The following is a 23,887-nucleotide window of genomic DNA, read 5'->3' on the forward strand; positions in this document are numbered from 1 at the left end:
CGCCAGGCAGACCACCGTCGCACAGCGCGTCGCCATGGGCTAGCGGCCAAACTGGTGCTCTCCGTCACCGGCGGTTGACCCTGCGGACAACTACGCCGTTCGTACCAAAGCGGGCCGCGCGTTCGGACCAATGGGCACGGGTTCGGGCGGGTGCGAGACTGTCCGATGTGGCTCAACTGATCTTCACCGAGGACCGGGCGCATCCGGGGCTCGACGACTTCCGCGACCTGTCCACAGCGGACCGTCGCCCGGACCGCCCCGGCGGGCGCGGGCTGGTGATCGCCGAGGGAACCGTCGTGGTCGGACGGCTGCTCGCCTCGCGTTATCCGGTGCGAGCGCTGCTCGGCGTGGAGAGACGGCTGCGGGAATTGGAAGACGAACTCACCGGCGTCGACGTGCCCGCGTATGTGACGTCGGCGGAAACCATGGCCGAGGTCGTCGGTTTCCACCTCAATCGCGGCGTGCTCGCGGTCGCGGACCGCCCGGAACCGCCGACGGTTTCCCAAATCGTGGACAGCGCGCAGATTCTGGCGGTGCTCGAAGGTGTCGGCGATCACGAAAATCTCGGCGCGCTGTTCCGCAATGCCGCCGCGCTCGGCGTCGGCGGGGTATTGCTCGGTCCGGGTTGTTCGGATCCGCTTTACCGGCGAAGTGTGCGCGTTTCGATGGGACACGTGCTGCGCGTCCCGTTCGCGACTTTCGACAGCTGGCCCGGCGGCCTGGATGTGCTGCGGGCACGGGGTTTCACGGTGGCCGCGCTCACGCCGCGCACGGATTCCGTACCGCTGCGCGGATTGCGCGAGAAGGTGCCGGGCCCGATCGCGCTGCTGCTCGGTGCCGAGGGGCCGGGGCTGACCGACGAGGCGATCGAGGCCGCGGACGTCGCGGTCCGGGTGGAGATGGTGCCCGGCGTCGACTCGCTGAATGTCGCCACCGCGGCGGCGATCGCGTTCCACGAAGTCTCGGCGGGGGCCGCCCCACTAGAGTGACCCCCGGCACGTTTCTCGCGGGGAGGGGCACTATGGAGCTGCGGATCCGCGGCGAGCAGGCGGTGCTCGCCGGTCCGGGCGGCGAGCACGCGCGGGAGGTCGACCCGCGCCGGCTCGCGATCGGTGCCGACCTGGCGCAGGCGCTGCACGAATGGGCACGCGTGGCGTCGGCGGTCGCCCGCTCCGACTCGGACGTCGACGTCGCCGGTTCAGTCGTGTCGCAGCGCGGGCGGCAGCTCGCCGCGCGCCTGGCCGCGGTGATGGGAACCGAGGTGCGCTTTGTCGACCCGGTGACCGGCGTGGAGACAGTGGTCGAACCGCCGCCGCGGCCGGATCAGCCCGCGCGGGCGCGAACCCCGGACGAGCCGACGCCGTGGGCCACTGGGCTGACCGTGTCCGCGTTCGCGGCTGCCGTGGTGATCGTGGCGATGCTCGCGCTGGCCGGGACGCTCGCGCGCGAGACGAGCACGTGGCTGGCGCTGATCGCGTCGCTGGTGGTGACCGGCGGGGTCGCGCCGTCGCTGTGGCTGGGCCGGAAGGTGCCGATCCTGCGCTGGGCGGTGTACGGCGCGGGCGGCGGCCTGGTGCTCGCGTGGATCGGCGTGCTGGCCACGGTGTTCTGACTCGCGGATACTGGCGCGATGGCCCCGCTCGACAAGCTGCGCGCGCTGTGTCTCGCCCTGCCCGAAGCCACCGAACGGCTCAGCCACGGCGAACCGACGTGGTTCGTCCGCGGCCGCAAGACGTTCGCGATGTTCGCCGACCGGCACCACGACGACAAACTCGCGTTCTGGTGCCCCGCGCCGCCAGGCGTGCAGGAGGAACTGGTGCGCACCGAACCGGACCGGTTCTTCCGGCCGCCCTACGTCGGAGTGCACGGGTGGCTAGGGGTGCGGCTCGACGTGGACGTCGACTGGACCGAGGTGGAGCAGATCGTGCGGGAGGCGTATCGGCACGTCGCGCCGAAGAAACTGGCCGCTCTGCTGGACGAGTGAACCTGGCCGGGCCCGCCTCGGTGGAAGTCCAGGAGGGGAATCCTGAGGGACTCTGATTCCTCCTCTCCGGGTTCCCGCACCCATCGCGGGTCAGTCGGGTCAGCCGCGCTGGGTGCGGACTCCGAGCAGCACGTCCTCCCAGGACGGCACGATCGGATGGTTCTTCTTCGCCTTCGTGCGCGGCTGCTCGGCCTCGTCCCCGTCGGGCTCGCCCGGGACGCGCGGGATTTCGCGGGTCTCCTCGTCGCCCTCGTCCGGGCCTTCGATGGCGCGCGGCTCCTCGACGGCGTCGAGGGTCGGCTGCACCACCGAATCGCGGGCGGGAGCCAGCGCGCGCACGGTGCGCGGCGCGACGTACGAGTTCGGGTTGAGCAGGACCTCGGCGTTCTCGTCGAGCGCGTGCACCGTTCCGCCGTGCGCGCCGGGCGAGAACGACCAGTGCGCGCGGTTGTCGGAGCGGCCGGCCTTCCAGCGCAGCACGACGACCCACTTGCCGTCGTCGCCGCGCCAGGCGTCCCAGGTGGCCTGGTTGTAGTCGTGGCCGCGGACGCCGAACGCGTAGGCGACGACCTCGCCGAGCGTCTGGACGTCGGGCCCGTCCTCGCGGACCGGGTGCGCCGACTGCGCGAGTTCCGCCGTGCGGGACCGTTCGAGCAGCACCGGGTAGGCGAACCGCTCCACCCGCTGCGTCGAGACGCCCGCGCTGCTCGCGACCTGCTCGACGGACTCGCCCGCGCGGATTCGCGCCTGGATCTCGCGTGGCCGCATCTGGCTCTCCAACTCGATCTCGATCTGGCCCAGCCGGGCTATGTCCCCCCTCGCCGCCGCACGCAGTCTCTCGTCGGCCGGGAGCAGGAAGCGGGTACGGCTCGCCGGGTCCTCCAGCACGAGGGACTTCCCGTCCTCGTGCAGCCCGACCACCCGCAACGCCCGCATTTCTCGCCTCCCCGGTGTTCACCTTTGTGGGTGCCCACGTTAGAACGGCGCGTCGGCTTGACGTGCGAGGCGCGCCGACGCCTCACCCATCCGAATTCCCTCCGACGGCACTTTCCCGGTCATCTTCGCCGGGCCGGAGATCCGGGACCGCCGTGACACGCCGACCACGGTGTGTCACGAACGAGTGGTCGTGAACGCGAACCGCCCCGCGAGCCGGGTGGCTGGCGGGGCGGTTTGGGCGTTTTCTGGTCAGCCGAGCCGTTCCACGACGTATTCGATGCTCTGGGTGAGCTTCGTGACGTCGTCCGGGTCGATCGCCGGGAAGAGGCCGACGCGCAGCTGGTTGCGGCCCAGCTTCCGGTACGGCTCGGTGTCGACGATCCCGTTGGCGCGCAACGCCTTCGCGACCGCGGCCGCGTCGACCTCGTCGGCGAAGTCGACCGTGCCGACGACCTGCGAGCGCAGCTCCGGGTTCGCCACGAACGGCGTGGTGTACGAGGTTTTCTCGGCCCATTCGTACAGCCGGGTCGAGGATTCCTTGGTGCGCGCGGTGGTCCAGGCCAGGCCGCCCTGGCCGTTCATCCACTCGATCTGCTCGGCGAGCAGGAACAGCGTGGCGACGGCGGGGGTGTTGTAGGTCTGGTCCTTGCGCGAGTTGTCGAGCGCCGTGGTGAGCGACAGGAATTCGGGGATCCAGCGGTCGCCGCCGCCGATCTCGCCGATCCGCTCGATCGCCGCGGGCGAGGCGAGGGCGATCCACAGCCCGCCGTCGGACGCGAACGACTTCTGCGGCGCGAAGTAGTAGACGTCGAAGTCCTCGGCCTTGACCGGGAGGCCGCCGGCTCCGGAGGTCGCGTCGATCGCGACCAGCGCTCCGTCGCTGCCCTCGGGACGCTGAACCGGCACCGCGACGCCGGTGGAGGTCTCGTTGTGCGCCCAGCCGACGAGGTCCGCGCCCTGGGAGTAGGCGATCTCCGGAGCGCTGCCCGGGTCGGCCTTCACCACGATCGACTCGCCGAGGAACGGGGCCTTGTTCGTGACGGTGGCGAACTTCGACGAGAACTCGCCGTAGGTGAAGTGCTGGGCGCGCTCGCGCACGAGGCCGAACGCGGCGGCGTCCCAGAACGCGGTCGTGCCGCCGTTGCCGAGGATGACCTCGTACCCGTCCGGGAGCGAGAACAGCTCGGACAACCCGGCGCGCACGCGGCCGACGAGCGACTTGACCGGCTTCTGCCGGTGCGAGGTGCCGAGATAGGTGGAACCGGACCGGGCGAGGGCGGCGAGCTGCTCTTCGCGAACCTTCGAGGGTCCGCAGCCGAAGCGGCCGTCGGCCGGCTTGAGGTCTGCTGGGATCGTCAACTCAGCGTCGGTCATGTGCTTAGTCTCTCAGGTCGGGACAACGCAGGTAACGGCGGTTGGGGCCTGTCCGGCATGTGGAATCGTGCCGGAAACGCACGGTGACCGGGCGCGTGGGGGAGGGTTGCGCTCTTCGGCTCGGCGGCGCTGGTGCACCCGGTTGACTCGGCTGCGCTGATCGGCCTCCCCGGCCGGGCGGGTGCCCGGCCGGGGAGCAGCCCGGCGTCCAGGTCGAAGCGGAAGGACTCAGCGCCACCCGGCCTCGTCCAGCCCGCCCGGGATGGGTGCGGCTGGGTCGTACGGCGTGCGGGTGAAGATGAACGTCGCGAGGTTCAGGTGGTTCGCCGTCCCGTCCGCGGCGCGGCCGACGGTGAGCGTTTCGCCCGCGTAGTAGCCGTCCAGGCCGATCCAGGTGTCCGGGCCCTCGGGGCGGAACCGCGAGGCTCGTCCGGTGCCGACGGCCGGGTTCAGGGAGATCAGGCCGTCGCCCTGCACGCGCAGGAAGTACGGCGACGGGCCCCAGTGCCACAGCCCGGTCAGCGCGAGCAGGTCCGGGTCCACAGTGGACGGCAGCCACTCTTCGGGCAGTGCCGGTTCGAGGTCGTCGGCCGTGGTGAGCAGGTCGAGGCACAGCTGGGTGATGCCGACGCCTCCAGTGGAGTTGGCGAGGCACAGCGCGCCGGTGCCGCTGCGCGGGTCGACCAGGGTCGCGGCGAGGAAGCCGGGCATCGAGCCGGTGTGCCCGGCCAGGTGCCTGCCCTGGTAACGCACGACCATCAGGCCAAGGCCGAATCCGGTCGACCACACCTCGGTGTCGTCGACGGTGTTCATCGTCCGCATCTCGTCGACGGTGTCCTCGGACAGCACGCCGCCGGTGTGGCCGCCGAGGAACGACGTCCAGCGGCCGAGGTCGGTGATCGTGGACCAGAGCTGGCCCGCCGGGGCCATCGCGCCGGCGTCCGGCCACTTCTCCGGCATCAGCACGTCGGCGAACGGGTGCACGGCGAATCCCTCGGCGTGCGCGCCTTCCGGATGCGGGGTCGTGCGGTTCATGCCGAGCGGGGTAAGGATTTCGTCGCGCACGACGTCGAACCACGGCCGCTCGCGGTGCCGGGCGACCAGTTCGCCGAGGACGCCGTAGCCGACGTTCGAATAATGGAACTTGGAGCCGGGACGCAGCTTCGTCGCGCCCTTTTCCAGGCTCGCGACGAGTGCCGCCCAGTCCGCGCCGGGCGCGCGCTCCCACCACTGGCCGGGCGATTCCGACGTGAGACCCGAGGTGTGCGACAGCAGCTGCGCGATGGTGACCGAGCCGAACGCGGTGCCCGGCAGGTGCCGCTCCAGCGGATCGGTCAGGTCGAGTTTGCCCTCGTCGCGCAGCCGCATGACCGCGGTCGCGATCATCGTTTTGGTGATCGACCCCAGCCGGTACTGCGTGTCGTCGTCCGGGCGCTGGCCGCCGACGCGGCCGCGGGCTCCGGACCAGACGACCTCGCCGCCTCGCACGACAGCGGCGACGAGGGACGGGGCGCGGCTGACGGACTGCTCGTGTGCGAGCCGTCGGTACAGGGCGAGTTCGGTGGTGTCGAGCATGGCCGTCATTCTGCCCGGGCAGTTCAGCCGAGCAGCTGCCGGTCCAGCGCCGTCGTCACCGCCGCGGTGCGGTCGGAAACGCCGAGCTTCGAGAACACCCGCAGCAGATGCGTCTTTACCGTCGCCTCACCGATGTGCAGCTCGCGGCCGATTTCGGCGTTGGTGCGGCCCTTCGCGACCAGCCGCAGTACTTCCACCTCGCGCGCGGACAGCGGCGAGACCGGTTCCGGGTTTCGCATCCGGTGCACGAGCTTGCCCGCGACCGACGGCGCCAGCACGGTTTCGCCGCGATGCGCGGCCCGGATCGCGTTGGCCAATTCCGCCCGCGACGCGTCTTTCAGCAGGTACCCCGACGCACCAGCCTCGACCGCGCGCAGGATGTCCGCGTCCGTTTCGTAAGTGGTGAGCACGACGATCCGGCGCGCGGGCGTCTCCTTGAGGATCGCGTGAATCGCGCCGACGCCGTCGAGGCCCGGCATGCGCAGGTCCATCAGGACGACGTCGGGCTGTTTCACGCGGTCGAGCGCCACCGCTTCGGCACCGGAACCGGCTTCGCCGACCACCGTCAGGTCGTCCTCGGCTTCGAGCATGCCGCGCAGTCCTTCGCGCACCACGGGATGGTCGTCGACCAGCATGATGGTGATCACGCGGGCACCTCCAGTTCCAGTTCGGTGCCGCCGTTCGCGCCGGTCCGCACTTCCAGGGTGCCGCCGACCTGCTCGGCCCGGGAACGCATGCCGCGCAGCCCGAAGCCAGCTCCGGCAGCGTCCGGGCGGAAGCCGCACCCGTTGTCTGCTACGCGCAACCGTATCGCTCCGTCCACAGCGGACAGACGCACACGGACGAGCGTCGCGCCGGAATGCTTGCGTACGTTCGACAACGCTTCCTGCGCCGCGCGCAGCAGCACCACTTCGACCGCAGTGGACAGTGGCGGCAGCGCATCGTCCACATCGCACTCCACCGGAATTCCGAGCTCCTCGGCGAGCCGATCTGCCTGCCGCTGTACCGCTTCCGGCAGCGAGCCGGTGGCCAAATCGGACGGTGCGAGCGCGGCCACCATCGCGCGGGCTTCGGCGAGATTCTCGCGCGCGGTGCGGCCGGCGAGCGCGACGTGTTTGCGCACCGCGGACAGGTCAGTGTCCAGTTCGGACTCAATCGCCTGGGTCAGCGTGATGATGCTGGTGAAGCCTTGGGCGAGCGTGTCGTGGATTTCCCGCGCCAGGCGTTCGCGTTCGGCCGCGGTGCCCGCTTCCCTCGACAGCCGGGCGACCTCGGCCTGGCTGGATTCCAGTTCGCGGATCAGCTCGGCGCGGGCGCGGCTCTGCTTCAGCACGTCGCTGGTGAACTTCCCGGCCAGCACGCTGAAGACGATGAGGATCGCGGTCATCGGCAGCAGCACCGACAGCAACTGGTTGTTCCAGCCGCCGTTCACCACCGCGGAGACGGGTTCGAGCAGGATCAACAGCGTCGTCGCGACGACCCCCGGCCGCAGCTCCAGCAGCATGAACACCAGCGGGCAGGCGAGAAACAGCACGAAGCTCGCCGCGGTGGTCGCGAGAATGGCGGTGGCGCTCAACGCGATCAGCGCCACCGCCGCGACGACGCGGGCGGGGTGGTTGTCCTCGCCGTGCACGACGCGCCGTCCCACCGCCAGATACCCGATCGCGATCGCGCCCAGCGCGGCCTCGGCGGTGATCTTCGCTGCCGTCGAACCGTCGTTGATCAGCACCAGGACCGCGGTCGCCGCGCAGGCGACCGCGAACAGCACCTCCCAGGACCAGTACGACCGCTCCCACGCGTCGGCCTGGTTCACTTCGCTTCGTTCGTCCACCGGAACGTCACCCTCGCGAGCACCAGGCCCACCACGCACCACACCGCCAGCACCAGCGCCACCTTCGGAAGCTCCCATGTCCCCGCCATTTCCTGGGTCGCGGCCTCCGGCGGAAGGAACACCGAGCGGAAGCCCTGGCAGATCCATTTCAGCGGGAAGAACGACGCGACGTCGACCATGATCCGCGGCAGGTGCGTGATCGGCGTGACGAACACCCCGGAAATGAACTGCAGCGCCAAGTACACCAGCTGCACCAGCGCCACGGTGCCGTTCGCGGTGCGGGTCACCGAGCTGATCGCGATGCCGAGCAGCGTCGAGGAGACGATCCCGAGCAGCAGCACCCAGACCAGGGTCAGCCACTTCGCCGGGTCGGACGGCAGCTCGAGGCGGAACAGCAGCATCGCCACCGCGGCCATCAGGACGGTCTGCGCGACGCTGGTCACCGCGACCATCACCATCTTGCCGACGAAATAGGCCGGCGCGGGCATCGGCGTGCCGCGCAATCGTTTCAGCGCACCGATTTCGCGGTCGGCGGCGATGCCGATGCCGACGCTGTTGAACGACGTCGACACGATGCCCGCGCCGATCATCCCGGCGGCGAGCAGCTGCCCGGACGACACCCCGGTCTGCCCGGTCGGGCCGTCGAGGATGGAGCCGAGCAGGATCATCAGCACCGCGGGCAGCGAGAAGGTGAACACCACCTGCTCGCGGTTGCGGAAGAACTGCCGCAGCTCGAGCGCGCCGCGGGCGAGGCCGAGGCGGAACGTCCCCGGCACGGCCAGTGTGGTGGTCACGGTTGTTCCCCGATCAGGTCGAGATAGATGTCTTCCAGGCTGGGGCGCGTCACGGTCAGCCCGGCGAGTTCCCCGCGCTCGGCGGCGAGTTGCGAGACGAGTTTCGTCGGGAACGGCGTGCGTTCCTCGTGGCTGCCGCGTTCGTCCTGCCACCGCACGACGGCCTCGGCGCGTTCGCGGCCGCCGAGCGTCGCCGGCGTCCCCTCCGCGACGACCGAACCTCGAGCGAGCACCGCGAGCCGGTCGGCCAGCGCTTCGACCTCGTCCAGGTAGTGCGTGGTCAGCAGGATCGTGGTGCCCTCGTGGGCGAGCCCGTCGATCAGCGTCCAGAACTGCCGCCGCGCCTCGGGGTCGAAACCGGTGGTGGGCTCGTCGAGGAACAGCAATTCCGGACGGCCGACGATGCCGAGCGCGACGTCCACCCGCCGGCGTTGCCCGCCGGACAACGACTTCACCCGCGCGCCCGCCTTCGCGGTGAGGCCGACCTGGTCGATCACCTCTTCCGGATCCCGCGGATTCGGGTAGTACTTCGCGAAGTGCCGCACGGTCTCCGCGACGGTCAGTTCCGCCGCATCGGTGGCCGTTTGCAGCACGATGCCGAGGCGGGCGCGCCACGCGCGGCCCGCGGTGCCCGGGTCCTCGCCGAGGACAGTGGTTTCCCCCGCCGTCCGCTGCCGGTGCCCCTCCAGGATCTCGACGGTGGTCGTTTTGCCCGCGCCGTTGGGCCCGAGCAGGGCGAACACCTCGCCGTCGTGGATGTCGAGATCGATCCCGGCCACGGCGAGGTGGCCCGGGTACTCCTTGCGCAGTCCGCGCACTCGCACTGCTGTGCTCATGGGCTCCAGCGTGCGGTGGCGAGGGCGGTTCGCGGGACGTCCGGGCAGTGGAATCCGGCTGTCCACCGAACGGTGGACACGCTGGTTTCCCGTGGAACCACGGCGCTCGCTGTTGACAAGTTGTCTAACATGACAAGATGTCTCACAAGCAGGTGACTGCCAGCGACGGAGTCCGCCTTTCGGTCCGGGTGAGCGGCAACCCGGACGGGCCCACGGTCGTGCTCGTGCACGGATATCCGGACAACAGCTCGATGTGGGACGGCGTCGCCGAGGAGCTGCGCCGCGAGCACCGCGTGGTCGTCTACGACGTGCGCGGCGCGGGCGAATCCGACAAGCCGCGGGCGCGCCGGGCGTACCGGCTGGACCAGCTCGCCGACGACCTCGCCGCGGTGGTCGACGAGGTGCAGCCGTTCGGCAAGGTCCACCTCGTCGCGCACGACTGGGGTTCGATCCAGGCGTGGCACGCGGTCACCGGCGACCGGCTGCGCGGCCGCATCGCTTCCTACACCTCGCTTTCCGGGCCCAGCCTCGATCACGCCGGCGCGTGGTTCCGGGCTCAGCTGACCCGGCCGACGCCGCGTCGGCTCGGGCACGCGATGCGGCAGTTCCTGCACTCGTATTACATCGTCGCGTTCCAGGTGCCGTTGATTCCGGAACTGTTGTGGCGCACGGGAATCATGCGCACGATGATCCGGAAGCTGGAGCCCGCCGAGTCCTCGCCGAAGACGTCCGACGGCGTGCACGGCCTGAAGTTGTACCGGGCGAACATGGGACCGCGGCTGTCGCGGCCGCGCCCGCGTCCGGCGGAGATCCCGGTGCAGGTGCTCGCGCCGACCGGCGATTCGTACGTCACCGCGCCGCTGCAGACCGAGGTCGAGCGCTGGGTGCCGGATCTGCGTGTCCGGCGCGTGATCGGGTCGCACTGGATCACCCGGACCAAGCCGGAAGTGGTCGCGGCCGCGGCGGCTGAGCTGATCGCGTCGGTGGAAACCGGCGAGGAAACCCGTGCGTTGCGCCGTGCGCGGATCGGGGGCGGAGGCGGTCGCTTCGCGCACCATCTGGTGGTGGTGACCGGCGCGGGCAGCGGGATCGGCCGGGAGACCGCGCTGGCGTTCGCGGCCGAGGGCGCGGACGTGGTCGTCAGCGACATCAACGGCGATTCGGCCGCGGAAACCGCGAAACTGGTGCGGGAACGCGGGGTCGACGCCGGTGAGTACACAGTGGACTCTTCGGACGGCGAGGCGGTCGCCCGGTTCGCCGCGCAGGTGCGGGAAGAGTTCGGCGTGCCGGACATCGTGGTGAACAACGCCGGCATCGGCATGTCCGGCCCGTTCCTCGACACGACGATCGAGGACTGGGAGAAGGTCGTGGACGTCAACCTGTGGGGCGTGATCCACGGGTGCCGCGCGTTCGCGCCGATGATGAAGGAACGCGCTGAGGGCGGGCAGATCGTCAACCTCGCTTCCGCCGCGGCTTATCTGCCGTCGAAGATCCTCACCGCGTACGGCACCACGAAAGCGGCCGTGCTGGCGTTGAGCAATGGTTTGCGCGCGGAGCTGGCTTCCGAGGGAATCGGGGTCACGGCGGTTTGCCCGGGACTGGTGAATACGAACATCACTAAGACCACCAGGTTCGTCGGCGTCGACGAGGTGGAGGAGAAGCGGCGGCAGAAGGAATCGTCGAAGCTTTACGCGCGGCGCAATTTCGGCCCGGAACGAGTGGCGCGCGACATTCTGCGTGCGGTGGAGAAGAACGTCGCGATCCAGCCGTCCACTCCGGAGGCGAAGGTCGCGTTGGTCCTTTCGCGACTGACGCCGGGTTTGCTGCGGGCGGCGGCGAAACTGGACGTCACGCCGTGAGCCGTCCGCGCCGGATGACCGCGCAGGCCCGGCGGGACGACCTGATCGCGGCCGCGCTGGACCTGTTCGGCACCCGGGCCCCGGAATTGGTCACGGTGGACGACATCGTGGCGCGCGCCGAGGTGTCCCGGCCGTTGTTCTACCGGTATTTCCCGAGCTTGCGGGAACTGCAAATGCAGGCGTTGCGCACGGTCACCGACGGTTTGGTCGACCGGCTCGCGACCCTGGAGGAAGGCCCGCCGGAAGAACGGCTGCGCGCGGCGGTACGCGGTCTGGTCGATGTCGCCGCGCATTACCGCGAGGGCTATGTCGCGTTGTTGCGCAGCGGTTCAGTGATCGCCACTTCGGAGACGGACGCGGCGATCGACGAGGTTCGCAACCGGGCCGTCGAGCTGATCCTGGAGGCGCTGGCTCTGCCCGAACCGTCGCCGTTGGTGCTGCTGACGCTGCGCTGCTGGACCGCGGTGGTCGAGGGCGCTTTGTTGTCGTGGCTTCAAGAAGGCACCGTCCCGCGGGAAGCGCTGGACGGCTGGCTGGTCGACCAGCTCACCGCGATGCTCGCCGCCACCGACGCGCACCTGGCCAAAAAGCCGTGAAGGCCCCCTTGAGTGCCAGGGGGCCTTCACGGACTTGAGTGTCAGATCTGGGTGACGCTGTCCCAGCCCTCGACCTCGGACGGCGTGCGCGGGCCGGGGCCGACGTACTTCGCCGACGGACGGACCAAGCGGCCGGTCTGCTTCTGCTCCAGGATGTGCGCCGCCCAGCCGGCGGTGCGCGCGGAGGAGAACATCGCCGGCATCATGTGCGGCGGCACCTTCGCGAAGTCCAGGATCACCGCGGCCCAGAACTCGACGTTGGTCTCGATCGGGTGGTCCGGACGGCGTTCGCGCAGCTCGGCCAGCGCGGCCTGCTCCAGCGCGGCGGCCACCTCGTAGCGTTCCGCGCCCAGTTCCTTGCAGGTCCGGCGCAGCACGCGAGCGCGCGGGTCCTCCGCGCGGTACACGCGGTGGCCGAAGCCCATCAGCCGCTCCTTGCGGTCGAGGATGCCCTTGACCAGCGCGCGGGCGTCACCCGTCCGCTCGACCTCCTCGATCATCGGCAGCACGCGCGCCGGGGCCCCGCCGTGCAGCGGGCCGGACATCGCGCCGATCGCGCCGGACAGCGAGGCCGCGACGTCCGCCCCGGTGGAGGCGATGACGCGCGCGGTGAAGGTGGAGGCGTTGAGGCCGTGCTCGGCGGCGGAAACCCAGTACGCGTCGACCGCCTTGACGTGCGCCGGGTCCGGCTCGCCGCGCCAGCGGATCATGAACCGCTCGGTGATCGACTTGGCCTCGTCGACCCGCGACTGCGGCACCGCGGGCTGGCCGATGCCGCGCGCGGACTGCGCGACGTAGGACAGCGCCATCACCGAAGCGCGGGCGAGCTGGTCGCGCGCCTCTTCGTCGGTGATGTCGAGCAGCGGCCGGTACCCCCAGATCGGGGCGAGCATGGCGAGCGCGGCCTGGACGTCGACCCGGACGTCGCCGGTGTGCACCGGAAGCGGGAACGGCTCGGCGGGCGGAAGCCCGGTCCCGAACCGGCCGTCGACCAGGAGGCCCCATACGTCGCCGAAGGTCACCTTCCCGGCGAGGTCCTCGATGTCCACGCCGCGGTAGCGCAGCGCACCGCCGTCCCGGTCGGGTTCGGCGATTTCGGTCCGAAACGCGACGACGCCTTCGAGGCCAGGCCGGAACCCGTCGTCGGCTTCGTTGGTCTTGCTGATCGTGGAGGTAGTCACTCTTCGCGAACCCTTTCGATGCGCATTCCCCGGCTGTGTTGTGCACGCGCGGACGGGATACACGCTGGCTCCTTGCGCGCCTCATCGCACGGTGGGACAAACCATGCTCCCTTTGCCCGGCTGGGGCAACGGAAGATGTCGTGGTTTCGGTCACGATTACGAGAACGATTCAGTCCAGGTGAGCCTGGGACGCGACTTTCTCCCGTCCAGAGAGGTGACCGCAGACTGGTACCCCGGTGGACTCGAGGTGAATCACGGCTTGCCAGAGGGGCGGGAACGGCGGAGGTGCCGTGCTCGGCTGCGGGGAGGCCGGGGGTGGATTTCGGGTCACTTGGCTGGTCGCGGTCCTGGCCGCACGGCGACCGGTCCGAGGAGTCACGCTGGGTAATCGCGAGGTCGGTCCGGCTGGCAAGCCGTGCTTGCCGTCGCTCCGACACAAGGCGAACACCGCGAATCCGGCATAGGGCCCTACCCGGGCCGGATCAGCCTTTCGGAAGGAGCGGTTCCAGGGCTACGGCGTATTTCTCGACCTGGGCACAGGCTTCTGCCGTGGTCAAGTCCGAAGTAACGCCAAGGTTCGCCCTCGAATGAGGCTCGACAGCCATAGTGATGTCGCATTGCCCGGGTGAGTTCAGCTGTTCGGGCTCCTCGATGGAGGGGCGTCCGTTGATATCGCCGCGTCTGGCGGTTTCCGGGTGAGCGATGTTGTCCGTGTAGAGCTTGCCTTCCTGCAGGAACAACCCGACCTCGATTCCCTTCTCCGTACCGGAAGACGGCTTTTGGGAGGCACACGAGCGGGTGGGCTGGGCGACCGTCGGAGTAGCCTTGGGGAAGCCTTGACCGGCGAGAATGCGGTCCAGCAGCGCGCATTGGTTCCGTGCTGAGAACGGGTTGCCCGATGTCGGCGCGGCCGCGGCGGAAGACGGCTGGCCGGGTTGTGGCGTTCCGGTGACCGGGCTGGAGCATCCAGCCGTCACGATGCCGAGCGCGCCGAGCAGCGCAAGAGTTTTCTTTGCTCGTGAAGTGCTCACTGGCCGTTCAATTTCTTGTTGAGGTCGGCAAATGAGGTGCTGTGTGCGTCCTCGGTCTCGCGATAGTTCTTGCGCGCGGTAATCAGTGCGTCCTTTGCTTGCAGGATGCCTTGCCGCATGAGTTCAAGGTTCGGCAGCATCGAACCGGCGTCTCCGTCGGCGACTTTGACGTTGAACTGGGCGACGGCCTGAGCATACTTGGACGAGCCCATGTCGGCGGTCCGGGTGAGAACGCCGGCGTCCCGGCGGAACCGGGCGTAGCCGTCGAGGAAGAAGTCGCAGGCCTTCAGATACGCCTGGAACCCGGCCTCGTTGACCGCGAACGAGCCGTTCTGGGCGAGCGTCTTGAGTCGGGCTCCACCCTCGTTCACCTGTTCGGCGGCCTTGTGGTCGGTCAGCCCCAGCCCGAGGTTGGAAAAGAAGTCTGCGCCGGCGTCGCCAGCCGCTCCGCCGGTGCCTGCCCCGGGTTGTCCGAAGTGCGCGCCCGTCATGTTCCCCCCCTCCGCTGGTTCGCTTCGTGCGCCTTCTACCACGGAGGGTATCGGGTGTCCGCGCGTGCTGTCAGCCGATCGAAACAGCTGCCCGGTGGGTAAACACTGTGTTGCCGAATCAGGCGGAGCGGGGGTTCCGGTGGTAGACCTTGGCCATGCACCTGAGCCCGCAGGAACGCGACAAACTGCTGGTCCACGTCGCGGCGGACGTTGCTCGCAAGCGGCTCGAACGCGGTCTTCGGCTCAATTATCCCGAAGCCGTCGCGCTCATTACCGACTACGTGCTGGAGGGCGCTCGCGACGGGCGCACGGTCAGTGAGCTGGCGGCGGGCGGGCGCGGCGTCCTCACCCGGGACCAGGTGCTCGACGGGGTGCCGGAAATGGTCGAGTCCGTGCAGGTGGAAGCCACTTTTCCGGACGGCACCAAGCTCGTCACGGTGCACGAACCGATTGCTTGAGGAGGACATCGTGCGGCCAGGCGAGATCATTCCCGGCGACGAACCGGTGCCGTTGAATCCGGGGCGCGCTCGGGTGCGGCTGCGCGTGCGCAACCTCGGCGACCGGCCGGTGCAGGTCGGTTCGCACTATCACTTCGCCGCGGTCAATTCGGGCCTGGAGTTCGACCGCGAAGCCGCTCGCGGACACCGGCTCGACGTGCCCGCTGGGACCTCGGTGCGGTTCGAGCCGGGCATTGACCGCGAGGTCGACCTGGTTCCGCTCAGCGGGCGACGGCGGGTGCCGGGACTGCGGGCCGAATACGCCGGGGAGTTCTGATGCCGGAGATCGACCGCGTCCGCTACGCCGAGCTGTTCGGCCCGACTGCCGGGGACCGGATCCGGCTCGCGGACACCGAGCTGCTGATCGAGGTGACCGAGGACTGGTCGATCGGACCCGGCGGCAGCGGCGACGAGGTGCTTTTCGGCGGCGGGAAGGTGATCCGCGAGTCGATGGGCCAGGGCATGGCCACTCGCGCCGAGGGGGCGCCCGATCTGGTGATCACCGGCGCGGTGATTCTCGACCACTGGGGCGTGGTGAAGGCTGACGTCGGCGTCCGCGACGGGCGCGTCGTCGGCATTGGCAAAGCGGGTAATCCGGACACAATGGACGGTGTTGACCCGGCGCTGGTGATCGGGCCGTCCACGGAAGTGCTGGCGGGCAACGGGAAGATCCTCACCGCGGGCGGCATCGACTGTCACGTGCATTTCGTCTGCCCGCAACTGGTCGACACCGCGCTGGCGGCCGGACTGACCACTTTGGTCGGCGGCGGCACCGGTCCGAACGAGGGCACCAAGGCGACGACGGTGACTCCCGGTGCGTGGAACCTCGGCCGGATGCTGTCCGCAATGGACGGTCAGCCGGTGAACGTGCTGCTGCTGGGCAAGGGGAATACTGTCCGGCAGGAGGCATTGCGGGAACAGCTGGCCGCCGGGGCGGGCGGGTTCAAGCTGCACGAGGACTGGGGTTCGACGCCGGCCGCGATCGACGCCTGTCTCACTGTCGCCGACGAATCCGGCGTGCAGGTCGCGATCCACACCGACACCCTCAATGAGGCCGGGTTTCTCGAGTCCACTGTGGAGGCGATCGGCGGCCGGTCGATCAACGCCTACCACACCGAGGGCGCTGGCGGCGGGCACGCGCCGGACATCATCGAGGTCTCCGGGATGGCGAACTTCCTTCCCTCGTCGACCAATCCGACGCGCCCGCACACCGTCAACACCCTCGACGAGCACCTCGACATGCTGATGGTCTGCCACCACCTGAACCCGTCGGTGCCCGAGGATCTCGCCTTCGCGGAAAGCCGGATCCGGCCGAGCACGATCGCCGCCGAGGACGTGCTGCACGACCTCGGCGCCATTTCGATGATGAGTTCCGATTCGCAGGCGATGGGACGGATCGGCGAGGTGATCATCCGGACGTGGCAGACCGCGCACGTGATGAAAGGCCGCCGCGGCGCGCTTCCCGGCGACGGTGCTGCGGACAATTTACGCGCCCGTCGTTACGTCGCGAAGTACACGATCAACCCGGCCATCGCCCACGGAATGGACGCGGAAATCGGCTCGGTCGAGGTCGGCAAACTCGCCGATCTGGTGTTGTGGGAAACGAAGTTTTTCGGCGTGCGCCCGCATGTGGTGTTGAAGGGCGGGTTCCCGGCATGGGCGGCGATGGGCGACGCGAACGCTTCGATCCCCACGCCGCAACCGGTGCTCGCGCGGCCGATGTTCGGTGCCGCACCGGCCGTGGCGGCCGCGTCCAGCCTGCATTTCGTGGCTCCGGAAGCGCTGGATTCCGGGTTGGCCGAACGATTCCGCATCACCCGGCCGTTGGTGCCGGTAGCCAACACCCGCCGCCGGACGAAAGCGGACATGGTGCTGAACGACGCGACCCCACAGGTGCGCGTGGATCCGGACAGTTTCGCGGTGCGGGTGGACGGGGAACTGATCGAACCGCATCCCGTGGCCGAATTGCCCATGGCGCAACGGTATTTCCTGTTCTGATGGACCCGGTCGCGCTCATTCTCGCCGACTCCCGGTTCCCGGGCGGCGGACACGTGCATTCCGGCGGCTTCGAAGAGGTGGCCGCCCGGCGTCTCGTCCGGTCCGAACGCGACTTGCCGGGATTCCTCTTTGGACGGTTGCATACCGCGGGCCTGCTCGCCGCCGCCTTTGCCGCCGCCTCAGCGCACGCCGCGGCGCGAGCCGTCGAGAGTGTCCATTGGCGACGGCTCGACCAGGAACTCGACGCCCGTACGCCCTCGCTCGCGCAACGGGAAGCGTCGCGCGCACAAGGCCGGGGGACAGCGCGCGCCGGACGTGCCGCGTGGCCGTCACCAGTGCTGTCCCAACTGCTCGCCGAAACCCCGCGCCCGCACCATCCGATCATCACCGGCGCGCTCGTCGGCATCAGTGGCGGCAGTCCGTTCGACGCGGCCATGGCGGCCGCCTACCTTGCCGTGAGCGGTCCGGCGAGCGCGGCGGTTCGTCTCCTTGGATTGGACCCGTTCGCGGTGAACGCGGTGGTCGCGCGGCTCGCCGGACCGATGCGGGAAGTGAGCGCCCAGGCCGCCGAAACCGCCGGTGCTGATCCGGCCGAGTTGCCCGCTCCAGCGTCGCCGGCGCTGGATTTGTTCGCCGAGGAACACGCTCGGCATCACCAGGAAGAGGTGCGTCTCTTTGCCAGCTGAACACGGTCACGGGCATTTCCACGCGGTCAACTTCGACCCGACCGCCACCGAACCCGACCACTACGACGCGGTGCCGACCGCCGGCCGGGCGTACCGGATCGGCATCGGCGGCCCGGTCGGCAGTGGCAAGACCGCGCTCACCGCCGCACTGTGCCGCGCGCTCGGCGAAGAACTGAACCTGGCCGTGGTCACCAACGACATCTACACGACCGAAGACGCCGATTTCCTGCGCCGAGCAGGCGTGCTGGACCCGGAACGGATCGAGGCGGTGCAGACCGGCGCCTGCCCGCACACCGCCATCCGCGACGACATCACCGCGAATCTCGACGCGGTGGAACGGCTCGAGGAGAAATTCCCCGGCCTGGAACTGGTCATCGTGGAAAGCGGCGGCGACAACCTGACCGCGGTGTTCAGCCGCGGATTGGCCGACAGCCAGATTTTCGTGGTCGACGTCGCGGGCGGCGACAAAGTGCCGCGCAAGGGCGGCCCCGGCGTCACGACGGCGGACCTGCTGGTGATCAACAAAACCGACCTCGCCCCGCTGGTCGGAGCCGACCTGACCGTGATGACCTCGGACGCCCACCACATGCGGGGCGACCTGCCGGTGTTCACTCAGTCCCTAGTGGACACTCCGGATGCCCCGGCCGTCGCGGACTGGGTGCGCTCGCTGGTGCCGGTCCGGCAGGGGTGAAGGCGCACGCCCGCCTGGTCGCCGTCCTCGACGACGGACGGACTGTGCTGCGAGAACTGAAGTCGATGGCGCCGCTGACGCTCGTCCCGCGTCGCCAGCGCGGTCCGGGCGCGGTGGTGCACCTGGTCAACTCGGCCACCGCGCCGCTCGGCGGGGACGAGCTGCGGCTCGAGATCCGCGTCGAGGCGGGCGCGAAACTGAACCTGTCCGGCGTCGCGGCGACCCTCGCACTGCCCGGCCTGCGCGACGTGCCCAGTTTGTCCACTGTGGAGGTCACGGTCGAGGACGGCGGTTCCTTCGAATACTTCCCGGAGCCGACCGTCGTCACCGCCCGCGCCGAGCACGTCGCCGTGCTGCGCGCCGACCTGGCCGCCGACGCCCGGTTCCGCACCCGGGAAGTCCTCGTCCTCGGCCGGGAGGGCGAACGCCCGGGCCGGTTGTCCTCCACAGTGCACGTGACCCGCGGTGGCGTCCCGGCACTCCGGCAGACGCAGACCGTCGGCGACGCGGCCTTGGACTCGAGCCTCGCGGTGCTGGCCGGACAGCGGGTGCTGGTGACCGAAGTCGAGTTCGGCGGACCGCCGCGGCTCGCGGAGTCCGGACCGTGGTGGTCGCGGACTCCGCTGGCCGCGGGCGGCACCCTGACGACCGCGCTGGCCCCGGATGTGGTGACCGCGTCGAGACTCGGTTTACCCGGCGGTGCGGAAAGTCGGCTCGGGCAGTGAGACCGGGCCGGCGGTGCGGCACATGTCGTGGCAGCTGCTGTCGAGCGTGCAGCACAGCGAGCAGATCGCACCGCCCTGGTTGGCGCAGTCGGCGATGTCCGGCAGTTCGTAGGCGTCGCCGCAAACTGAGCAGGTGTGCGTAGCAGTGCGGTCCTGGTCGACGTCAGGACCGGAAACGAGGTTGGGCCGCACCAGGTAGTACCGGCCGCGGGTGGCCACCGCGAGCGCCGGCACCAACGCGACGGCGATCACCAGCGCGAGCAGCGGGCTGAAGGCCGCCAGATATTCGCCGAACGCGCCGAAATATGCCGCGATCGACACCGCGGAGGCGAGCACCATGGCACCGAACCCGACCGGGTTGACTTTGTGCAGATAAGCCCGTTTGAACTCGATATACCGCGGAGAAAGGCCGAGCGGTTTCGCGATCACGAGGTCCGCGCACACCGCGCCGATCCAGGCGATCGCGACGTTCGAGTAGAAGCCGAGGATCTTGTTCAGGAAACCGAACGCGCCGAATTCCATCAGCGCGAGCGCGATCCCGCAGTTGACCAGCACGTACCAGGCGCGGCCCGGATGACGGTGCAGGACGCGGGAGAAGAAGTTCGCGAAGGACAGCGAGCCGGAGTAGGCGTTCGTCGTGTTGATCTTGATCTGCGAAACCACCACGAACAACGCGGCGAAGGTGAGCGCGGCCGGTCCGAGCGCGGGCCGCACCGCCTCGAGATAGGGCGCGATCGGCTCCAGCGCCGCGGTCTTGCCGACCGCCCCGAGCGCGAGGAAGGCCAGCAGGGCGCCGCCGATCTGCTTGGCCGCGCCGAGCACCACCCAGCCCGGCCCGGCGGCGAGCACCGCGGCCCACCAGGAGCGTTTGTTCTCCGCCGTTTTCGCCGGCATGAAGCGCAGGTAGTCGGCCTGTTCGCCGATCTGCCCGATCAGCGACAGCGCGATGCCCATCCCGAACCCGAAGCCGACCGCGGAGAATCCGGAACCCGCGCCGTCGATGCCGCCGAACGTCGCGAACTCGGCGAACCGTCCGGGTTCCCGCACGAGCACGACGACGAACGGCAGCACCAGTCCGGCGATCCAGATCGGCTGCGTCCAGGTCTGCATCTTCGCGACCGCGCCCATCCCGTAGAGCGCGAACGGCAGCACGATCAGCGTCGCCAGCAAGTAGCCGATCGGCAGCGGAATGCCCAGCGCCAGCTGGAACGCCTGACCCATGATCGAGCCTTCGAGGGAGAAGAAGATCACGGTGAAGCTGGCATAGACGAGCGAGGTGAGGGTGGATCCGAAGTAGCCGAACCCGGCGCCGCGGGTGAGCAGGTCCATGTCCACGCCGTAAGTCGCGCAGGCGCGCGCGATCGGCACGCCGGTCACGAAGATCACCACTGCGGCGGCCAGGATGGCGAGCACTCCCGAGGTGAAGCCGTAGGACAGCACGATGCTGGCGCCGATGGCGAAGTCGGCGAGGTAGGCGATCCCGCCCAGCGCGGTCGTCGCGACGACGAACGGCGACCAGCGCCGGAACGATTGCGCGGCGAAGCGCAGCGAGTAGTCCTCGCGGTTTTCGTTGGCGGCGAGCGCGGCGTAGGTGCGTTGTGGCTTTCGCGTGCCGTCGCGTTCGGACAGAGCTTTGGTCATCTGGCCTGCCTCCGTGACTGGGGACGGGTGCCGGAGCAGGTCGAAAGGTAGGTGCGGCCTGTATCGATCAGGGACCAGCCCGTGAACGGCGCGTTACAACTCGGCGTCCTGCGGTTACGGCCCGATGGCGGGCCGGGCGTGGCAGGAGTCACCGTTCGGTGGGTTTCGCCGGGACCGGCGACCCAATACCGTCGCTGGATAGCCGTGATTCGACACCCTCACCAGGGGTAACGGAGGTTGGGCCGGATGACACCGGAGATCGACGAGGCGGTCGTGCGGCTGCCTGGCATGCGGGTGGCCTACGACAGCGCGCCGTTTGACGAGTCCGCGCTCGCGGCCACGTGGCATGAGCAGCTGGAAAGCTGGCTGAGCCAGGCGGTGTCCGAAGCGCTCGCGGAACCCAACGCGATGGTGCTCGCGACCGCCGACGCCGAGGGACGGCCGTCTTCGCGGACGGTGCTGTGCAAGGGCTTTGACGACCGCGGGGTGGTTTTCTACACGAACTACACCTCGGCGAAGAGCCATGACCTGACTGCTACGCGGTATGCGTCGGCGACTTTTCCCTGGTATCCGTTGCATCGTCAAGTGACGATTCGGGGCGAGGTCGAGAAGGTTAGTGCGGACGAGACGGCTGCCTACTGGGCTCAGCGGCCGCGTGGGTCGCAGTTGGGGGCTTGGGCTTCGCCGCAGTCGCGGGTGGTTGAGGGGCGGCGGGCGTTGGATAACGCGCTTCGGAATATTGAGCGTCGGTTCGCTGAGGTGGAGGAGATTCCGGCTCCGCCGCATTGGGGCGGGTGGCGGATTCGGCCGGACTTCGTCGAGTTCTGGCAGGGGCGCGAGGATCGGATGCACGATCGGCTTCGGTTTCATCGGACGCATGACGGGTGGCAGGTGGAGAGGTTGGCTCCCTGATCTCGTCTGACTGTTCGGCTCGTCGCCCTGGCGGGCGACATTGCCGGGTTTAGTGGGTGCGTGGGCCCCCCGATTTTTTAGTGTGACTACGGCGCTGGGGTGCTTGTCAAGGCGGGAAAGATGCCTTGACAAGCACCCCAGCGCCGTGTTTTTGGCTGTGTATCGGGGGCGGGGGAGGGGTGTGGGTGCCTTGCTTGTTGGGTGCATCGGCTGCGGTTCGCGGGGGGACTGGCGGTCCTGGCGGACCGCTTCGTCGCCGTGGAGTTGGGTGTCCGGGTGCGTGCGGGGAAAATCACCTGCGCCAGCTTCGTTAGCGCAACTAAGCTGATAGCTCGTGACTTCAGAACCGGGGATACGCCCGCCCCGTACCGGGGCTCGCAAGCTCCTCGGTCGGATCGTCGTCGATACTCGGCCGCTCCGGATTCCGGCGTTTCGGCGGCTGTGGATGTCCACCGCGGTGACCGCGGTCGGGTCGCAGCTTACTGCGGTCGCGGTGCCCAAGCAGGTTTTCGATATTACCGGATCGTCCGGTTACGTCGGGTTGACCGGCGCGGTCGCGCTCGTGCCGTTGCTCGTGTTCGGGCTGTGGGGCGGGGCGATCGCGGACGCGGTTGACCGGCGGAAGCTGCTGCTCGTCACCAACGTCGGCGTCGCGGTCACCTCCGCGCTGCTGTGGCTGCAGGCGTTCACCGGGATGCATTCGGTGTGGCTCGTGCTCGGGCTGCTCGCCGCGAACCAGGCGTTCTTCGCGATCAACATGCCCACTCGCGGTGCGGTCGTCGCGCGGCTGGTGCCTGCCTCGCTCCTGCCGTCGGCGAACGCGCTCAGCACCACGATGGCCACGTTCGGCGCGGTGTTCGGGCCGCTGTTCGGCGGGGCGCTGATCCCGGTGATCGGACTGTCCACTTTGTACCTGGTGGACGTCTGCGCGTTGGCGATCACGCTGATCGCGGTGTGGCGGCTGCCCTCGATCCCGCCGCTCGGCGAGGGGGCGCGCAAGGCGGGGATCGGCTCGGTCATCGACGGATTCCGTTATCTGGCACACCAAAAAGTGCTGCTGGCGTCCTTCGTCGTCGACATTATCGCGATGGTCGCCGGCATGCCGCGCGCGTTGATCCCGGAGATGGCCGAGCGGACGTTCGGCGATCCGCCCGGCGGCGGGCCCGCGCTCGGCCTGCTGTACGCCGCGCTGCCCGCGGGCGCGATGCTGATCGGGCTGTTCTCCGGGTGGCTGCACCGGGTGCGGCGCCAAGGCGCGGCGGTCGTCATCGCGATCTGCTGCTGGGGCGCGGCGATGGCGGCGTTCGGGCTCGCGCATTCGCTGTGGCTGGCCGTCGTGTTCATGGCGCTCGGCGGCGCGGCGGACATGGTCAGCTCGGTGTACCGGCAGGCGATCCTGCAGACCGCCACCACCGACGAGATGCGCGGACGGCTTCAGGGCGTGTTCACCGTGGTGGTCGCGGGAGGGCCGCGGATCGCCGACCTCACGCACGGCTGGTCCGCGGCGGCGTGGGGGACCTCGGTCGCGGCGACCGGCGGCGGGTTGCTGGTGATCGTGCTGGTGGTGGCTTCGCTGGCCGTTCTGCCTGGGTTCTGGCGGTATCGGGCTCCGGTCGAAGAGGGCCGCTGACAGTAGTGTTACTCCGTTCGGAATAGCATGTCCGATATGCGTGCATATTCGATCGCTCTGCTGATCTCCGCCGCCGCTGTCCTTACCGCTTGCTCTTCCGGCGAGCAGAAAGCCGCCGCACCGACTCCGCCGCCCGCGAGCAAGGCCCCGGTCTCCTCGTCGGCGCCGGCCGCCAAGACCGCCGACACCTGCTCCCTGCTGCCGTCCGACGACGTCAGCAAGGCGATCAAGATCCCGAACATCACCTCCAAGGCCGGGCCCGCCCACGACAACCCGAGCAACGGCGGCAAGGCCACGAGCTGCGAATACGTCGTCGAAGGCAAGACCGCGGGCGCGCTCGCGGTGACCCGCTACGAGGGCCGCAAGGCCAAGCCCGCCGACATGATCGCCGCGATCAAGAAGGCCAAGCCGGGCGCGGTCGACGTGCCGGGCTTCCCGGACGGCGCGGTTTTCTACACCGACGAGCAGAAGACCGCCACGCTCGCCGCGGCCAAGGTGTCCAACGGCGTTCCGGTGCTGGTCAACTACACCGGACCGGTCAAGATGACCAAGGAAATGATGACCCCGCTCGTGCACACGGCGGTCGCGAAGGCCTGACCAGGCGACTTTCCGTACGCGT

25 protein-coding genes are annotated in these 23,887 nt (G+C 69.4%); 14 read left to right on the plus strand and 11 right to left on the minus strand.

Annotation, left to right across the window (positions count from 1 at the left end):
* Positions 1 to 167: 167 nt before the first annotated feature.
* The 3 genes from F9C12_RS28010 to F9C12_RS28020 are packed head-to-tail and all read left to right on the plus strand — an operon-like array spanning position 168 to position 1,984.
* On the plus strand, positions 168 to 989 hold the full coding sequence (locus tag F9C12_RS28010; RefSeq protein WP_409462336.1) for a TrmH family RNA methyltransferase: 822 nt from the start codon (positions 168 to 170) through the stop codon (positions 987 to 989).
* A gap of 32 nt (positions 990 to 1,021) precedes the next feature.
* Entirely contained in the window at positions 1,022 to 1,612 is a 591-nt protein-coding gene (locus tag F9C12_RS28015; RefSeq protein WP_409184761.1) for a DUF2537 domain-containing protein, read from the plus strand.
* Between the two features lie 18 nt (positions 1,613 to 1,630).
* The gene (locus F9C12_RS28020) at positions 1,631 to 1,984 is read left to right on the plus strand and encodes an MmcQ/YjbR family DNA-binding protein (RefSeq protein WP_409184762.1); all 354 of its coding nucleotides are present in this window, start codon (positions 1,631 to 1,633) and stop codon (positions 1,982 to 1,984) included.
* 99 nt (positions 1,985 to 2,083) lie between these two features.
* Here the strand turns inward: F9C12_RS28020 and sepH are convergent, their stop codons facing one another.
* The 7 genes from sepH to F9C12_RS28055 all read right to left on the minus strand — a co-directional run bounded on the left by sepH (position 2,084) and on the right by F9C12_RS28055 (position 9,330).
* Complete coding sequence (sepH, locus tag F9C12_RS28025) at positions 2,084 to 2,920, minus strand: septation protein SepH (protein ID WP_409184763.1); 837 nt, start codon at positions 2,918 to 2,920, stop codon at positions 2,084 to 2,086.
* Between the two features lie 249 nt (positions 2,921 to 3,169).
* Positions 3,170 to 4,294 (minus strand): phosphoserine transaminase, encoded by a 1,125-nt coding sequence (serC, locus tag F9C12_RS28030; protein ID WP_409462337.1) that lies wholly within the window; start codon positions 4,292 to 4,294, stop codon positions 3,170 to 3,172.
* Positions 4,295 to 4,522: 228 nt separating this feature from the next.
* On the minus strand, positions 4,523 to 5,869 hold the full coding sequence (locus F9C12_RS28035; RefSeq protein WP_409462338.1) for a serine hydrolase domain-containing protein: 1,347 nt from the start codon (positions 5,867 to 5,869) through the stop codon (positions 4,523 to 4,525).
* A gap of 23 nt (positions 5,870 to 5,892) precedes the next feature.
* Positions 5,893 to 6,516, minus strand: a complete 624-nt coding sequence (locus tag F9C12_RS28040; RefSeq protein WP_409462339.1) for a response regulator — start codon at positions 6,514 to 6,516, stop codon at positions 5,893 to 5,895.
* Positions 6,513 to 7,700 (minus strand): sensor histidine kinase, encoded by a 1,188-nt coding sequence (locus tag F9C12_RS28045; RefSeq protein WP_409462340.1) that lies wholly within the window; start codon positions 7,698 to 7,700, stop codon positions 6,513 to 6,515. Before F9C12_RS28045 ends, F9C12_RS28040 begins: the two co-directional genes overlap by 4 nt.
* Positions 7,679 to 8,494: an ABC transporter permease gene (locus tag F9C12_RS28050; RefSeq protein WP_409462341.1), complete on the minus strand. Its 816-nt coding sequence runs from the start codon at positions 8,492 to 8,494 to the stop codon at positions 7,679 to 7,681. Before F9C12_RS28050 ends, F9C12_RS28045 begins: the two co-directional genes overlap by 22 nt.
* On the minus strand, positions 8,491 to 9,330 hold the full coding sequence (locus F9C12_RS28055) for an ABC transporter ATP-binding protein (RefSeq protein ID WP_409184769.1): 840 nt from the start codon (positions 9,328 to 9,330) through the stop codon (positions 8,491 to 8,493). The genes F9C12_RS28050 and F9C12_RS28055 overlap by 4 nt, the downstream gene beginning before the upstream one ends.
* A 152-nt stretch (positions 9,331 to 9,482) precedes the next feature.
* Between F9C12_RS28055 and F9C12_RS28060 the strand changes: the two genes are divergently transcribed.
* Both F9C12_RS28060 and F9C12_RS28065 read left to right on the plus strand, forming a co-directional pair.
* Complete coding sequence (locus F9C12_RS28060) at positions 9,483 to 11,189, plus strand: SDR family oxidoreductase (protein ID WP_409467084.1); 1,707 nt, start codon at positions 9,483 to 9,485, stop codon at positions 11,187 to 11,189.
* A 14-nt stretch (positions 11,190 to 11,203) separates the two neighbouring features.
* A complete protein-coding gene (locus tag F9C12_RS28065; protein ID WP_409467085.1) occupies positions 11,204 to 11,785 on the plus strand; it encodes a TetR/AcrR family transcriptional regulator in 582 nt (193 codons plus the stop codon).
* Positions 11,786 to 11,826: 41 nt separating this feature from the next.
* Here the strand turns inward: F9C12_RS28065 and F9C12_RS28070 are convergent, their stop codons facing one another.
* From F9C12_RS28070 to F9C12_RS28080, 3 genes are all read right to left on the minus strand, one after another.
* The gene (locus F9C12_RS28070) at positions 11,827 to 12,966 is read right to left on the minus strand and encodes a citrate synthase 2 (RefSeq protein ID WP_409184771.1); all 1,140 of its coding nucleotides are present in this window, start codon (positions 12,964 to 12,966) and stop codon (positions 11,827 to 11,829) included.
* Positions 12,967 to 13,448: 482 nt separating this feature from the next.
* The gene (locus F9C12_RS28075; RefSeq protein ID WP_409462342.1) at positions 13,449 to 13,997 is read right to left on the minus strand and encodes a DUF3558 family protein; all 549 of its coding nucleotides are present in this window, start codon (positions 13,995 to 13,997) and stop codon (positions 13,449 to 13,451) included.
* A complete protein-coding gene (locus F9C12_RS28080) occupies positions 13,994 to 14,488 on the minus strand; it encodes a hypothetical protein (RefSeq protein ID WP_409462343.1) in 495 nt (164 codons plus the stop codon). Before F9C12_RS28080 ends, F9C12_RS28075 begins: the two co-directional genes overlap by 4 nt.
* 155 nt (positions 14,489 to 14,643) lie before the next feature.
* Here F9C12_RS28080 and F9C12_RS28085 point away from each other — a divergent pair, with 155 nt between their 5' ends.
* From F9C12_RS28085 to F9C12_RS28110, 6 genes are read left to right on the plus strand one after another with little or no spacing between them, the layout of a single operon-like run.
* On the plus strand, positions 14,644 to 14,946 hold the full coding sequence (locus tag F9C12_RS28085) for an urease subunit gamma (protein ID WP_409184774.1): 303 nt from the start codon (positions 14,644 to 14,646) through the stop codon (positions 14,944 to 14,946).
* Between the two features lie 10 nt (positions 14,947 to 14,956).
* A complete protein-coding gene (locus F9C12_RS28090) occupies positions 14,957 to 15,262 on the plus strand; it encodes an urease subunit beta (protein WP_409462344.1) in 306 nt (101 codons plus the stop codon).
* A complete protein-coding gene (locus tag F9C12_RS28095) occupies positions 15,262 to 16,983 on the plus strand; it encodes an urease subunit alpha (protein ID WP_409462345.1) in 1,722 nt (573 codons plus the stop codon). Before F9C12_RS28090 ends, F9C12_RS28095 begins: the two co-directional genes overlap by 1 nt.
* Positions 16,983 to 17,669 (plus strand): urease accessory protein UreF, encoded by a 687-nt coding sequence (locus F9C12_RS28100; protein ID WP_409462346.1) that lies wholly within the window; start codon positions 16,983 to 16,985, stop codon positions 17,667 to 17,669. Before F9C12_RS28095 ends, F9C12_RS28100 begins: the two co-directional genes overlap by 1 nt.
* The gene (ureG, locus tag F9C12_RS28105; RefSeq protein ID WP_409462347.1) at positions 17,659 to 18,360 is read left to right on the plus strand and encodes an urease accessory protein UreG; all 702 of its coding nucleotides are present in this window, start codon (positions 17,659 to 17,661) and stop codon (positions 18,358 to 18,360) included. Before F9C12_RS28100 ends, ureG begins: the two co-directional genes overlap by 11 nt.
* On the plus strand, positions 18,357 to 19,085 hold the full coding sequence (locus F9C12_RS28110; RefSeq protein WP_409462348.1) for an urease accessory protein UreD: 729 nt from the start codon (positions 18,357 to 18,359) through the stop codon (positions 19,083 to 19,085). The genes ureG and F9C12_RS28110 overlap by 4 nt, the downstream gene beginning before the upstream one ends.
* On the opposite strand, the gene F9C12_RS28115 is transcribed toward F9C12_RS28110, so the two are convergent.
* Entirely contained in the window at positions 19,050 to 20,726 is a 1,677-nt protein-coding gene (locus tag F9C12_RS28115) for a purine-cytosine permease family protein (protein WP_409462349.1), read from the minus strand. The genes F9C12_RS28110 and F9C12_RS28115 overlap by 36 nt on opposite strands.
* 246 nt (positions 20,727 to 20,972) lie before the next feature.
* On the opposite strand from F9C12_RS28115, the gene pdxH reads away from it, so the two are divergent.
* The 3 genes from pdxH to F9C12_RS28130 all read left to right on the plus strand — a co-directional run bounded on the left by pdxH (position 20,973) and on the right by F9C12_RS28130 (position 23,865).
* On the plus strand, positions 20,973 to 21,638 hold the full coding sequence (pdxH, locus tag F9C12_RS28120) for a pyridoxamine 5'-phosphate oxidase (RefSeq protein WP_409462350.1): 666 nt from the start codon (positions 20,973 to 20,975) through the stop codon (positions 21,636 to 21,638).
* A 352-nt stretch (positions 21,639 to 21,990) separates the two neighbouring features.
* Positions 21,991 to 23,268, plus strand: a complete 1,278-nt coding sequence (locus tag F9C12_RS28125; protein WP_409467086.1) for an MFS transporter — start codon at positions 21,991 to 21,993, stop codon at positions 23,266 to 23,268.
* A gap of 36 nt (positions 23,269 to 23,304) precedes the next feature.
* Positions 23,305 to 23,865 (plus strand): hypothetical protein, encoded by a 561-nt coding sequence (locus F9C12_RS28130; protein WP_409462351.1) that lies wholly within the window; start codon positions 23,305 to 23,307, stop codon positions 23,863 to 23,865.
* The last annotated feature ends 22 nt before the right edge of the window (positions 23,866 to 23,887 follow it).

Origin of the sequence: Amycolatopsis sp. GA6-003 (assembly GCF_046267895.1) — a bacterium.
In the GTDB taxonomy this organism is placed as follows: Bacteria; Actinomycetota; Actinomycetes; order Mycobacteriales; family Pseudonocardiaceae; genus Amycolatopsis.